We start from the raw sequence: 13,821 nt of genomic DNA on the forward strand, positions 1-13,821 counted from the left end.
CCCGCCACGGCGGTCACGCCGCGAAGGTCATAGCTCGCGATCCGGTCGCTGGTATAGCGCGCGGCGAGGAAGATGCCGATCTCGCTGCGCTGATACAGGCCGGTTTCGTCGCGGCCATACGGCGCCCAATCGAAGGACAGGCTGCCGAGCAACCGGCCGGAACGCGCATCGCCGGTGACGAGCAACACGCCGCCGCCGGGCGCCGTCGCACCCCTGACCGCGCCGCTCACACTGTCGGCGCGGTATTCGAGCTTGGCCAAGAACGCGACCTGACGGGATGCAGGCCGCGATGCCGCCGACACAGCGACGTTGGCGACGCTGGTGGTGGTGCCCCCGACCTGGACACGCGACCAGGTCGCAAGGCCGCCGAGTGCCTGCCCCTCGCCAAGCTGACGCAGCAAGCCAAGCGTCAGGGCGGCCCGGTCACCGAGCGAGCCGAGACGATATTCGGCACGCGCCGTGCTGCTCCACCGGCCGCCGCGATAGCCCAGCCCCAACGTCAGCGCGGTAAAATCCTCGGTCAGCGTCGCACCGTTGCCGACGAAACCACCGCTGGCGACGGGCTGTGCGGCGGTGACGACCGTCGCCGGATCGATCCCGCCGAGCGTACGGTTGCCATCGATCGTCGCATCGATCGTCCAATGCTTGCCGAGCTCGAACGATTGCGCGAGACCATAGGCTGCGTAGCTGCGCCGGCCATATTCGCTCAGCATCTGATCCGACACGCTGCTCGTGATACGGCCGCCGGCCCAGGGCTTCAGATCGAACCCGAGCCGCGCGGTCCGTGCATCGATCTTGTCGCCATGCGCCAACTCGTACGTGCCGACCAGCGTGACGGAATCGTTCAGCGCGAAGCGCGCCCCGGCGCGGTGGCGTTGCGGGAAGTCGATGCTGCCGGCATTGCCCAAGGCAAGACTGCTGCTCGCATCGAGCTCCAGTCGATTGTCGAACAGCCGCTGCGTCGCGCCACCCTCGATCAGCGTCGAGACCGCCGCGCCGCCATTGGCGAGGCGATCCTCCGCATGCGCCAGCGCGATGCGAAAATCGGTCCGCGCGCCGCGATAGTCGAGCCGCAGCTGCGCCGCGCGGCGGGTGGTCGCATCGACCAGGCTAGCGTCGTTCCACACGCTCGCCGTTGCGGAGAGCTGTTCCGTGACTTTGGCGCGAAGATCGGCGCCGATCTTGCGGCGGCCACGTTCGGCGCCGTTTTGCTGGCCAAGCCCGAAGCCAAGATCCTGTTGCCGCGCATAGCCGAGCAGATCGAAGCGTCGATCATGATGCTCGACCTCGACCTGCCAGGCCATTCCGCTGCTCTGGCCGGGCTGGCTATTCGCGGCGCCCGACAGCGACCGATTGCCCCGGCTGGCGGCGAGTTCGGCGCGGATCTCGGTGTCGCGCGCAAACCGCAGGCGGAGATCGGTCGCGATCAGATCGGTCCGCCCCTGATCGCCGTCGTCGTGCAGCACGGTGGCCCCGACGCGCAGCGCGCCGCCCCTGCCATCATACCGCACGCGCGCGCCGCCATTGAGCGCGCCGGAATCGTCCCGATCGACCTCATAATCGGCGACGATGAACTGCGGGTTCAAGTCACTCGACCGGCTCAGGACGGGCGCCGAGAAACGGATCGTTCCGGCAGCATAATCGATATCGTAATCGACGAAACGAGTCAGCGCGCGGCGGTCCATGATCCGCTCGGAGCGCAACCGGTCGCGGACTTCGATGACGATCTGCTCGCTATTGGCGAGCACGTCGCGCGACGCCAGCGCATAGGGGCCAGACAGGCCGTTGCCCTGGATCTCGTCGCGGCGATGGCGAGTCGCGATGCGGGCGGCAAAACCGCTGGCGGCAAGGCGACGGCCCCGCGCTTCCGCCTTGAAGCCGGTCGCCGTCCGAGTGTAGCGGCCGAGCTCGGTTTCGCCGAAGCCCGTCTCGAAATCACCGAACAGCGCATAGAACTGGCGCCGCTCAAGCTTGACGTAGAGCTTGCGCGTCGATGCCGCGTCGAACCTTCGCTCGGAGCGATCGGCATAGATCGTATAATAAGTGTTGGGGTCGATCGCGCCCGAAAGGCGCTGATCCTCGCGCCGCTTTGCGCTGTCATAGGCGAGCGTCAGCAACCATTTTCCCAGAATTCGCCCCTTTGCGTAGAAGGCGATCCGACCGTCGGCGCGGATCTTGTCCGCACGCTCGATCGCTTCGATATGGCCTGCCAGCCCCGCGCGGTCGACACCGGCCTCGGCCAAGCCAACGATGGTCCAGGCGCGGGCGCCTGGTTCGAGCCATGTCTCGACTTGCTGCGAGCGGACGGTATCGCGATCGCGGAAGCTGAACGTGATCGTGACGGCGCCGCTCACCGTGGTCGGGGCGAGCGCGATATAGGCGATGCCGTCGTCGCCCGTCACGTGCCACACGGGTTTGGCCCGGCCGAGCCCGGTCAGCGCGCGTGCCTGTTCGGCGTCGATCTCCATCGCCGTCGCATAGGGCGCAGACACGGCGATATCGCCGACGGTCCCGGCGTGAACCGGGCGGCCGTCGCGATCGATGAGGCGGACCGCGAGGACCGGGCGGCGGACGCCATCGGCGACGAGCACGGATTTTTCGGGCAGATACTGCGCGCGCGCCGCCGTTCGCACGAAATGGACGTCGCGCGACAGCGTCGTGACCAGCGCGCCGTCGCTGCCACGGACTTCGGCGGTCAGATGCGTCGTACCGTCGCCGAGCGGCACCCCGCGCCACATGCTGACGGCGAAGCGCTGCGCCGCTTCGGTGCGGCTCCCGTCGAACGCGACGGGATCGACCGGCGTGCCGTTCGCGAACAAGGTGAGTTTCTGGCCTGGCAGATGGCGGATTGCGACGCGCACCGCTGGCGCCCGCGGGTTGTGGTCGGGTTCCGGGAAGAGCCAGGAAATATCGGCTTTGCCATCGGCGAACCAGTCGCGCTCGCCAGCGGCGGCGACGCGGTCCGAGACGGGTTCTGGTACATCAGTGCGCGTCACCCCGGGCTGTGCCGAAATCACGGCGTGGAAATCGGCCGTGACGAGCGCCCCGCCCTGCCCTTCGACAAAGCGCGAAATGGCGCTGCCCGCCGACCGCGTGCTGCGCACGCAGTCGACGAAGCTGCTCCCTGGGGGAAAGGCTGGTCGGATCGACCTGCACCACATGCCGCCCCGGCAAAACGCCCTCGAAATGATAGCGGCCATCGCGGTCGGTGATCGCGTAGCTGCCATCCTCCAGAAAGACGCGCACGTCTGCGATGCCTGCCGCAACCCGCGGGATCGCGGCGCACCCGCCCGCCATGATCCGGCCGACGATCGTCATGCGTGCCGCGATCGTGTCGCGATCGATCCTGACGGCGACGCTGGCATTGCTCTCTGCGCCACGCACGTCGATCGTCCGGGCGCGGTTGAGCGCTTGCCCTGCCGGGGCATCCGGCCGAACCTGCAGGACATAGGTAAGCGTGCGCTGTGCGCCCGCCGCGATCGTCCCGAGATCGACGGTGATCGTGCGTCCGTCCGCGGCAATCGTCACCGCGGCGGGATCGCTCGCTCCATCGACGCGGATCGTGTCGGGTCGCAAACGCATGACCATCGGCAGGATGTCGGTCAGGATGACGCCGCGCTTGGCATGCGTCGTGTCCGGATTGCGCGCCGTGATCGTGTAAACGACCCGATCGCCCGGCGATGCCACGCCGCGCGACGCCGTCTTGGTGAGGTTGATAGCCACAGGCGGCCGGTCGAGCGGAATGTCGATCCGAACTTCCGCCGGTCCGCTCTGCGTAAACACCTCGCCATAAGACGCGCCGTTGACGACAAAGGGCTGACCAACGGGTCGGAGCAAGGTGGCGAACTGGATCGGCGTCAAACTCGATGGTGCCACATAGGGCGCCGGGGCCTCGACCTTGAGGCGATAGCGTCCAGCGTTGGCCTGTGGGAAGCGATACTCGCCCGGCGGCAGCGCGTACGTCTGTCCGGCGCCATCGGTCACGGTTTGCCCGGTGATGATGCTCGACGGATATCGCGTCTTTCCATCGGCGGCGTACACCACCGCGGGCAGGCCCGTCACGGCATCAAGCATCGTGACGCGCGCGCCCGAGACCGGAGTGCCGTCTTCGCTGTCGAACGCCACTCCGGCGGGATCCACCAGAGTGTCGATGATGGCCGTTGCGATCGGCTTCTGCGTGCCGTCGCGACGGCATTCGATCGAGATCTTGTCGTCCGCGCTGAGGCTCAGGGCGCAATCGCCGGTGGCGAGCGCGGGCGGCGCGGCACGCGTGGCGATGATTCCGACGAATTCGCCACTGTTCACGGCGTTTTCGGACACGACGAGCGTTTCGCGATCGCCACTCGTCGTCACCAGGGTGACCGTGACGGTATCGATCGCTTGGGGATCGCGGTTCGCACTCGGCGCCGCCAGCTTGAAGATCAACGGTTCGCCGGCCCGAACCTCCGTCGAGGGCGTAACGCCGCCGATCCCGGCTGCGCTTGCCGGACCGATCGGCGCGGCCGCTTCCGGGGCGACGGCCTGACACAGCGGCGTCCGCACCGAAAAGACGAGCGGCGAACCGACGTCTGGACGGTAGGTGGTCAGCGTGACCGCTATAGCCTCGACAGTAACGGTGACCGGATTGGAGGCGATGCTGCCGTTGGACCAGTCAGCCCGCGCGACATTCTCGATCCGCGTCTGCGCCTGGCATGCGCTTGCCAGCGCGGCGCAGCACGCCACGATCGCCACCATCCATGCACACAGAATCAGAAAGAGTTTGCGCATCTCGATTTCAAGACAGGAGCGGGTCCGCCGGTGGCTCCGGGTCGAAGCAAGGATTTGAACCACCGGCGAATTTCGTCAGTTTATGGTCGCGCGGAACAGCAGGGTGCGGGCGTCGCCCGCAGCGACGCTCGACAGCGTTCCCGTGATGGTGCCGGAGGCGAAGCTGCCACCGCTCGCGCCATCCGCATTGCAGGTCGATCCCGTCACGGTTCCGTTGAGAAAGATGCCGAACGACGAGAGGTAGGTGATCGTGGTCGGCAAGACGTCCGCCAGCGCCACGTTGGTGGCATTTGCACCGCCGGCCGCATTGGCGACCGAAATGCAATATTCGATCGTCGCGCCCGGGATCATCTTGGGGTTGGTCGTGCCGTTGAAGGGATCGCTGACGATCCGGCTGACCTTGGTCACGCTCAACGCGGCGGCAAAGACGGTGTAATCGTTCTTTGCCGAATACGCTGCGTCTCGCGCGGCGTCTGTCGCGCCGGCACTGTCGGCGAACACGGTATCCATGCCAGCGGTATTGCTGCCGGTGGTCTGCACCAGGGCATTACCCTGGGTCCCTGCCGTGCCGCCTTCGCGCCCGGTCGCGGTCAACGTCACTGCAGCGACATCATTGGTGGCGCGGCCGAGCGGGATGTCGGCAACGACGAACACCGTCTTGGACGTGTCGGCTGCCAGCTCGTCGAGATAGGTGACCTGGCTGTCGCCGGCATCGTAGACGCCGTTGGCGTTCGTATCGACGTAGATGCGCAGATTGGTCGCGTCGAACGTGTCGGTGTTCGAATGCGCTCCGGCGCCCCCCGTCTGCTGCGAAACGGCCAGCGCGAAGTCGAGCGTGGCGTTGGACGTATTGGTGACCGAGAACGCCGTGACCGCGGCGAGTTGTCCCGGTGAAACCTGAGTGGTCGACGTTCCGACCGCCGCAACCACGAGATTGACCTTGCGGTCGACGGTGAAGCTGTCCGACGCAGCAATCTGGTTCTGGGCGACGCCGCCCACTTGGTAGTTGACCTGAACCGTGTTGGTGATGGTCGATCCGGCCTGAGTCCCGGCCGCGAATGCGGGAGTAGAGCCAAGTACGGCGAGCGCGACAAGGCTCCCCGCGCCCAGCAGGGTGCTGGCACGTGTCATGATAGTCTCCGATTAGGGTGTGCGCGCCTTGCCCCGCCGGCGCGCGCAGCGGTTGGTTAGCGGACGATGCCGCGGTACTTCAGAGACCCACTCGCGCCCGGCGCGATGCTGGGCAGCGTCCAGCGCAAATGGGTAACGTCGGTTGCTTGAGCCTGTCGTGGTGCGACACCCGCAACCGCGATCCGGAGCGCGGCAAGCGCCCCGAAGGTGCGCCCCCCGTCGACCGACACCTGTGCTCCAGGCGTACTGTCGCCGGTGAAGATGACGCCGTTCGGCACAGGGTTGGTCACGACGAAGTGCACGACCGGCTGGGTGGTGACGTTGCGATAATTCGTCGCCAGGATCAGCCGATCACCGGGGACCACGTGTTTCGCGTCCGACACCACGGTTTCCGGATGCCCGTTGGTCAGGACCGTTTTCTCGGTCGCCACGGTGCTGCTGAGCGACACCGCGTTGGTCGCCGCAACGGCGACCACGGGCAAAGCGACAGCAGCGAGAAGAGCAAAGAGTTTCATAGCGATCATCCTCAATTGATGCGGGTTTTGAATTCGACGGTGTGGGTCGTTCCGGCGGTCTGCGCGCCCAGCGCGACATCGATGCCGGCGCTCGACGCAGTCCCGAGGTCGGCGTCGGCGGCATCCGACAGGGTGGCGCCGTCGAGCGTGAGCGAGCTCGCCTGGTAGCCGGTGCCCGCGGGAATCGCGTCGATCACATGCAGGCCCGCAACGCTGTCCGAGCCCGTCACGGTCGAAACCAGACGCCAGGTAATGATCGATCCCGGCACGGCGCGTGTGCCCCCGAACGGATCGGCCACCGTTGCCGACTTCACCAGGTTGACGGTCCCGCGGCTGACGACAAATCCGCTCGTACCGTCACGCAGCGCGTGGGTCGCGCCTACGACGGCGTCGCCGCCGCCCGTGCCCTGCGCGGCGAACAGCGTTCCCGGCGCCCCGCTGCCGGTCGTTGCTGTAGCGCTCAACCGGACGAGGCCATGCTTTGCATCAAGAGCGTCGGCCGGGATCGAGGAGACGACGAAGACGGTGACGCCGCTTTCCGGCGCCAGCACCGGCGTTGCGCCACCCGCTGCGACCACCGCATCGACCCCCGGCTCGTACTGGCCGTTGCCGTTCGTATCGATCGCGAGCTGGGTGATGGTGGGATCGAACGCGTTGCCGGTCACGGTCCCGACAGCCGCCAGCGCGAAGCTTTCCTCACCGTTGCCCTTGTTGGTGACCGTGAAGGCCAAGACCTGCGCCAAGCTCCCCGCCGTCGTCGCCACGTCGGCCGTTTCCCGCGCCGCCACCGCCACGTCGAGCATCTCATCGACGCGGATCGAAACGGTGTTGGACGTGATCGTCGCTTGCGTCCCGCCCTCGGGATAGGTCGCGGTCGCGCTGTTGTTGATGATTGTTCCGGCCTTGACGCCTTCGGCGTGGACGGGGGACGCGAAGACCAGCGTCAGCGCGGTCATCGCGACCGCGGGAATGCCAGCGCAGCGGGGCGTCGAAGCGAGCAGAAAGGAGGTGTTTTTTGTCATAGCCAGGCCATTCACGGCCGAACCCGTTAAGCCTATCTTGCCATCCGGCGGCTTCATCCGAAAAGACGAGATCGCCAAACCGATGACTAATCCTTTCAGATCAGCGATAGACACATTAGCGGTACGGCTGCGGATTCTTGCCGGAACCGCCGCAGTTGGATCGATAAACGAATCGTTACCCCGGGGCCCAGAGACCTATGACAACGCCACCCTCGATCCTTGTCGTCGACGACCATCCGATCTGCGCAGCGGCGCTATCCATGGCTTCACGCGCGGTCGATGGCGAGGCGGTCGTGACGACGGTAAGCACCATGACGGAAGTCGAGACCGCGTTGCGGGAAAGGCGTTTCGACCTCGTCTTGCTCGATCTGATGCTGCCGGACGTGAATGGACTTTCCGGGCTCGCCATGGTGCGCTCGCTTTCGTCGGCAACCCCTGTCGCCATCGTTTCCGGTCGCGACGACATGACGACGATCCGGCAAGGCCGCGGCCTGGGCGCGAAGGGCTTCATTTCGAAATCTGCCGAAATCGACGAGATGATTGCGGCGATCAGGGTGATCCTGGCGGGTGGCCAGTGGTTCCCCGATGCCGCAATGGCGGACGGGGCGGGAACCGAGCACGAAGATCTGGCGCGACGCCTCGGGGAGCTGTCGACCGCACAACTCCGCGTGCTGCGGGCGATTGCGGGCGGGCAGCAGAACAAGCAGATCGCCTACGAGCTCGGGCTGGCCGAGCCGACGATCAAATCGCACCTCGCGGCGATCTTCCGCAAGCTGGCCGTCGGCAACCGGACGCAAGCCGTTCTTGCCTTCCAGGCGCTCGAAGCGCGCGGCGACGAAACCCCCTAGGAGAGAGGATCCGAGAGCGACATTGCGGCATCTTCGGACAGGACGCTTTCGATCGCTTCGCGCGTCGCTCTGCCCGTCGCCGCCAGCTGGTTGCTCCTATCGCTGCGATCGTCGGAAGCGCGTTCGATCGAGCGGCACAGTCCGGCCAATCGCGCCGCACCGACGGTCGTTGCCGCGCCTGCCAGCGCATGGGCTTCTTGCGCGACTCGCGCGCGATCGCCCGCTTCAAGCGCTTGGACGAGGGTTTGGATCGACTGATCCAAGGTGTCAGCCATCATGCCAAGCAAGACGTGCGTATCGTGCATCCCCACCGACGATCGCAGCATGCTCAGATAATCGATATCGATCAGCGGTTCGGCCTCGGCGCCGCTCCGATCGACGATGGGCTGCACCGCATCCGCTTTCTGGAGAAGCTCGCCGACGATGCGCCGCAAATCTTCCACTTTGAAGGGTTTGCGAAGATACGCGCTTGCGCCTGCATCCATCGCGAGCCGGGCGTGCCAATCGCTCCGGCGCGCGGTGAGCATGAGCACCGGGATCGCCTGAAACCGCGGCGAAGCGCGCAATTCCTGCAAGATCGGCAGGCCACCTTTTCCGGGTAGCGCGCAATCGAGAATGATGAGATCCGGATCGTTTTCCCAGAGACAATCGATCGCGTCCAAACCATCCGCGACGGGAATGACGGTGTGCGCCGCGCTTTCCAGCGCCCGCGCAACGATTTCTTGTACCAGTTCGTCGTCCTCGACAATTACGATCGTCGCCATCCATCTTCCTTGAAATGTGGTGCAAGCTCGGCTCACCCGACCGCTGGATCCGATCTTCGCAGCCGTGTCATTCCAGCGCTTAGAAACGCCAGCTTTTCCGGGACGGGAAGCCGCGCCAGCGTCTCGGCGAATTCGGCAGCGATTTCGCCGATGCCGTCGTCATCGAAGAACCCCGCACTGCCGGCGAGCTTGTGGAGCTCGTCCTGCAATTCGTCCGCGGTCTGCGGATCCAGGTCTCCGGCCGCGACGACGGTCTCGATCCTGGCGATCAGGCGGTCGGTCCGATCCGCGAATTTCTTTGCGAGCGCGCTGCTGACTCGAAATGGAGCGGCATCCCCGGGTGCCGGATCTGGCGCACGCCGGTATTTCTGGATCACGGCGCGAAGGGCGTCGATCGTAATCGGCTTGCTGAGATGATCCTGCATCCCGGCTTTACGACACATCTCGACGTCCGACTCATAGGCGTTGGCCGTCAACGCAACGATCGGAAGCATCGCGGCATCGATCCCCGCGGCCCGGATGCGCTGCGTGGCGTCGACGCCGTTGAGCGTCGGCATCTGCATATCCATGAGGACCAGATCGAACCCCTCGCCCGACCTGATCATCTCATCGACGGCGGCCACGGCGACGGCACCGTTTGGCGCGATGGTGGTCTTGCACCCGAGCCGAGCCAACATCGCTTTGACCAAATGCTGATTGATCTCATGATCTTCGGCAACCAAGATATTCAAGCCCAAGTCAGACGAGACGGCATCGCTCTGCTTCGCCTGATCGGCAGTGCGTGCAATTCGTGCCTGGTCTTCGGCCACGCGGAGCGGAAGCGCGAGGGTCAGCGTCGTGCCGACGGCTTTCGTGCTGTTGAGGGTCAGCGTTCCGCCCATCAGCTGCGCCAACTCCGCGCTGATGCTGAGGCCAAGCCCGCTCCCGCCGAACCGCCGCGCCGTGCCGTCCTCGGCCTGCACGAATTTCCCGATAACGGCAGCCTGCCGGTCCTCGTCGATGCCGATACCCGTGTCTTCGACACTGAGCGAAAGCATTGCGCCCTGCACCTCGGCCCGGATCGTGATCGATCCGACCGTCGTGAACTTGATCGCATTGCCCAGCAGATTGAGGATGATCTGCCGCAAGCGCAGCCCATCGCCGATGATGTTCGAGGGAACGCCGTCGGCCATTGAGAAGGTGATCGGCAGCGATTTCCCGAGCGCGAGCGGCGCCATCAGTTTGATGCACGCGCCGACGAGATGTGGCAGGTCGACCACATCGTGAAAGATGACCAACTGCCCCGCCTCGATCTTCGTCAGATCGAGAATGTCGTTGAGCAAGCGCATCATGGCGGTGCCGGAGTCGGCGATGAGTTCGACCTTGCGCCGCTGGTCGGGGGTCAGCGTATCCGCGAGCAGCAACTCGGTAAACCCGAGCACACCGTTCATCGGCGTCCTGATTTCGTGGCTCATATTGGCGAGAAAGCTCGTCTTCGCCTCGGCAGCGCCCTCCGCGGCGGCGAGCGCGCGCTCGAGATCGAGTTCCAGGCGCTTGCGTTCGGATATGTCGCGCACCGAAACGATGATCTCCGAAGGCAATCCCGTCGCCGGATCTCGCACCAAGCCGCTGTTCGCCTCGAGCCACACCCAGATCCCGGGCCGGTCAATCGGCTCGGCCCGATACGCGACGATCAGTTGATCCTGATCCCCCGTCGCAAGCCGCTTATACTGCGCATTGACCCGTGCTGCATCATCGGGATGGAATCTGGTCAACATGTTCCGGCCGATGAGGCCTGCGGGATCGACGCCAAGCAACCTGACGACCGAAGGCGACGCGTAGATGCACGTTCCGTCGAGGCTTAGCCGAAATACGGCATCGGTGGCGTTCGCGGCCAACAGGCTGAGCTGCTCCTCGCGCTCGCCGAGCGCCTTCTCCGCCAGCTTGCGCTGGGTGATGTCGATGTTGACGCCGATATAGCCCACCAGGCTGCCATGCTCGTCAATCTCGGGTTCGCTGATCACTTCGACCCAGCATGTGCGACCATCACGGTGCTGAAAGCGAAATTCGCTCCGCAGACCGATGCGCTGTTCGACTGCGCCGATCCAATCCCCGAAGAGCCGATCCCGATCATCGGGGTGGATCGCCGACGCCCAACCGCTCCCGAACGCCTCGGCTTCGACCAACCCCGACAATTTCAGCCATGCGTCGTTGACATAGGTGCAGTTGCCCGATGAATCGGTTCGGAAGATGCCGGCCGGCGACAGGCTGGCCAGCGTCTCGAAAAGGCGTTTGCTCTCGGCAAGGTCGATCTGCGACTGACGCTCTTCGGTAATGTCGATGACTGCGCCGATGAACCCCGTCAGGCTACCTTGGTCGTCGAATTCGGCGCTGTTGACCGTTTCGACCCACATCTCTCCGCCATGGGCGCGCTTGAACTTCGATTGGCGGACGCGGACTTCGCCCGGAACGAAGCCGATCCATGCCGGCCGCTCGATAAAGGGCGTCGGATCGGCCAAGGCCCGCATCCACCCATTGCCCAGCGATTCCTCGAAACTGAGACCGACCTTGGCGACCCACTCGCGATTGACGTAGGTGACGTTGCCGTCGGCGTCGGCCCTGAAAATGCCGATCGGGGCCGATTCTGCCAGGCGCCTGAAGCGCGTCTCGCTGTCCTCGAGCGCCCGCTTCGCGGTTACGCGCGCCGTCACGTCTCGCACCGAGTCCGAGATTTCGAGCAGCTTGCCCGCGCGATCCCAATGGAATTTCGGGCGTGCTTCGAGCCACCGCGCCTCGCCCGCCTTGGTGAGCGCGCGATATTCGATCGTCCGTCCGTCCCCCGCGGCCGATGCCGCCCTGAACGCTTCGGCGACGCGCGCGTGATCATCCGGATGCATGAACGCAAACGGGGTTTTGCCGATCAGGTCGTCGGGTGCGTAGCCGAGCAAATCGGTGACCGACGGGGAAACGTAGCGAAAGATGCCGTCTGCCCCATAGAGCGCGATCACGTCGCTGACATTGTCTGCGAGCAGCCGGTAATGGCGCTCGCTCTCGGCGACGCAGGCGGCGGCCAGATGTTGCGCGGTAACGTCCTGGAATACGCCGAAGAGCGACGTCGTTTTGCCGCTGGCATCGGCGGAGCACTCGGCGCGCGCGATCACGTGACGGATTTCTCCGTCGGGCCGGCGGATCCGCAATCCGAAATCATACCCTTCGCCGGTTTCGACCGCGTTCGCGACGAACCGCGTCAGCGTTTCGCGGTCGTCCTCATGGTATAACTTCTGGATTGCCTCATAGTCCGGGACCGCTTCGGAAACTGGAAGACCGTGAATTCGGAAGACTTCGTCAGACCAGATGACTTTTTGCGCAACGAGATCGAAGCGCCAGTGGCCGACGCCGGACATCGCCTCGGCGGTCCGTAACAGGCGGTTCTGCTCGTCGAGGATCGACCGTGCCTTCGACAGTTCGAGCTGGTCGACGACCAGTTGCGCAAGCGACCGAAGATAGTCGATATCCGCCTCGCTGGGGCGCGGCCTGGGCTCCGTATCGATGACGCACAAGGTGCCGAGATTGTGCCCGTCCGACGTCGTCAGGACAGCCCCAGCATAAAAGCGGATAGCGGGCGCGCCCAAGACCAGCGGGTTGGTGTTGAACCTGGCGTCGGCAAGCGCGTTCTCGACCACCATGACCGAGCCAGGGGCCAGATTGATCGCATGATCGCAAAAGGCCCAATCGCGCGGCGTCTCACCGACGTCGAGGCCGATGCACGCCTTGAACCACTGGCGCTGTTCGTCGATCAACGAAACCAGCGCGATCGGCGCCTTGAAATACCCCGCTGCAAGCTTCGCGATCCGGTCGAAACGGTCTTCGCGCTCAGTTCCCAGAATGGCGTGTTCTCGAAGCGAGGCGATCCGTAAATCTTCGGCCGTCGGTATCATCGGGATTGGCATAGCGACGTTTGGAGCATCGGGCGCCATGAGTGTGTGGTCGGATATGGCGTCGCGGCGCCGCCGGGACTGCGCCTATTCATCGCCTTGTCAGGAAGGTGCCGCATACTCGCCCCTACGGATAATTACCTAACGACGTGCCGATAAATGGTTAACAAATCATGCGACTGCATGTCTTGCCGGATGCACCGGGTTGGTGAGCCAAAGCCGCCCCTGTGTACGCCCCCCGTGTACATACGATTTAACGCCGATTTACGGCGGCGGCGATATCACCGCCACGGTCGCATGGGAATTGATGGCGAACGATTGACCGGCAAAGAGCCGTGCGTGTTGGACGAATTCCTCGACAGCACCAGCGAGCTTCGAGGCAAAGACGGCTTCGGTCAGCTGCACACCAGCATAAAGCTCCACCTCGACCAGACAGTCGATCAAGCGGAAGGCACCGACACGGGCGGTCGCGTTTCGTAGCAAATGCGCCTCTTGACGGGCGCCCTTCAAGTCACCCGCGCCGATCAACAGATGGAGCCGGTCTCCGATCTTTTCGGTCCAGTCTGCGAGTTCGGACAACAAGGCATTGCGACCTGCAGCGCCGACGGATCGATCGAGCTCGGCGATCAGATCGTCGTCAAAAACAAGCGCGTTCAACGCTGACGCACAATCGATGCGAAGGTCAGCTGGATCGGCCCCTGGGCCAGGCGCGTCTGAATACCTCCATCGACGTCTTTGAACGATCTGTTAAGCATAGCTGACGGAACTTGCCGACAACCTCTAAGAGTCCGTTTGGAAAATCACGGATGGGCGTTTCTGCGTAGCATGAGTCCGCCCATGGCGACCATGATCATGGCCTG

8 protein-coding genes are annotated in these 13,821 nt (G+C 64.7%); 1 reads left to right on the forward strand and 7 read right to left on the reverse strand.

Annotated elements, in window-relative coordinates; all coding sequences use genetic code 11:
• Positions 1-2,982 precede the first annotated feature (2,982 nt).
• The 4 genes from QN347_RS01850 to QN347_RS01865 form a co-directional block, all read right to left on the reverse strand.
• On the reverse strand, positions 2,983-4,767 hold the full coding sequence (locus QN347_RS01850; RefSeq protein ID WP_322162427.1) for a hypothetical protein: 1,785 nt from the start codon (positions 4,765-4,767) through the stop codon (positions 2,983-2,985).
• Between the two features lie 75 nt (positions 4,768-4,842).
• Complete coding sequence (locus QN347_RS01855) at positions 4,843-5,898, reverse strand: hypothetical protein (RefSeq protein ID WP_322162425.1); 1,056 nt, start codon at positions 5,896-5,898, stop codon at positions 4,843-4,845.
• A gap of 56 nt (positions 5,899-5,954) precedes the next feature.
• Positions 5,955-6,413, reverse strand: a complete 459-nt coding sequence (locus QN347_RS01860; protein WP_322162423.1) for a hypothetical protein — start codon at positions 6,411-6,413, stop codon at positions 5,955-5,957.
• 11 nt (positions 6,414-6,424) lie between these two features.
• A complete protein-coding gene (locus QN347_RS01865; RefSeq protein ID WP_323493952.1) occupies positions 6,425-7,435 on the reverse strand; it encodes a hypothetical protein in 1,011 nt (336 codons plus the stop codon).
• A 197-nt stretch (positions 7,436-7,632) separates the two neighbouring features.
• On the opposite strand from QN347_RS01865, the gene QN347_RS01870 reads away from it, so the two are divergent.
• Positions 7,633-8,283 (forward strand): response regulator transcription factor, encoded by a 651-nt coding sequence (locus QN347_RS01870; protein WP_133186267.1) that lies wholly within the window; start codon positions 7,633-7,635, stop codon positions 8,281-8,283.
• Here the strand turns inward: QN347_RS01870 and QN347_RS01875 are convergent.
• From QN347_RS01875 to QN347_RS01885, 3 genes are all read right to left on the reverse strand, one after another.
• Positions 8,280-9,047, reverse strand: coding sequence for a response regulator (locus QN347_RS01875; RefSeq protein WP_322162418.1), 768 nt, complete (start codon positions 9,045-9,047; stop codon positions 8,280-8,282). The two genes, QN347_RS01870 and QN347_RS01875, sit on opposite strands and share 4 nt — an antisense overlap.
• Before the next feature lie 32 nt (positions 9,048-9,079).
• Positions 9,080-12,964 (reverse strand): PAS domain S-box protein, encoded by a 3,885-nt coding sequence (locus QN347_RS01880; protein WP_322162416.1) that lies wholly within the window; start codon positions 12,962-12,964, stop codon positions 9,080-9,082.
• A 261-nt stretch (positions 12,965-13,225) separates the two neighbouring features.
• Complete coding sequence (locus QN347_RS01885) at positions 13,226-13,618, reverse strand: hypothetical protein (RefSeq protein ID WP_322162414.1); 393 nt, start codon at positions 13,616-13,618, stop codon at positions 13,226-13,228.
• Positions 13,619-13,821: the final 203 nt, after the last annotated feature.

The organism is Sphingomonas sp. 10B4, from assembly GCF_035019905.1.
Lineage (GTDB): Bacteria > Pseudomonadota > Alphaproteobacteria > Sphingomonadales > Sphingomonadaceae > Sphingomonas > Sphingomonas glacialis.

Bases quoted from the DNA above. Each gene is read 5' to 3' on its own strand.
- QN347_RS01880 (WP_322162416.1), bottom strand. From the start codon at position 12,964: ATGATACCGACGGCCGAAGATTTACGGATCGCCTCGCTTCGAGAACAC.
- QN347_RS01855 (WP_322162425.1), bottom strand. From the start codon at position 5,898: ATGACACGTGCCAGCACCCTGCTGGGCGCGGGGAGCCTTGTCGCGCTC.
- QN347_RS01865 (WP_323493952.1), bottom strand. From the start codon at position 7,435: ATGACAAAAAACACCTCCTTTCTGCTCGCTTCGACGCCCCGCTGCGCT.
- QN347_RS01875 (WP_322162418.1), bottom strand. From the start codon at position 9,047: ATGGCGACGATCGTAATTGTCGAGGACGACGAACTGGTACAAGAAATC.
- QN347_RS01850 (WP_322162427.1), bottom strand. From the start codon at position 4,767: ATGCGCAAACTCTTTCTGATTCTGTGTGCATGGATGGTGGCGATCGTG.
- QN347_RS01860 (WP_322162423.1), bottom strand. From the start codon at position 6,413: ATGAAACTCTTTGCTCTTCTCGCTGCTGTCGCTTTGCCCGTGGTCGCC.
- QN347_RS01870 (WP_133186267.1), top strand. From the start codon at position 7,633: ATGACAACGCCACCCTCGATCCTTGTCGTCGACGACCATCCGATCTGC.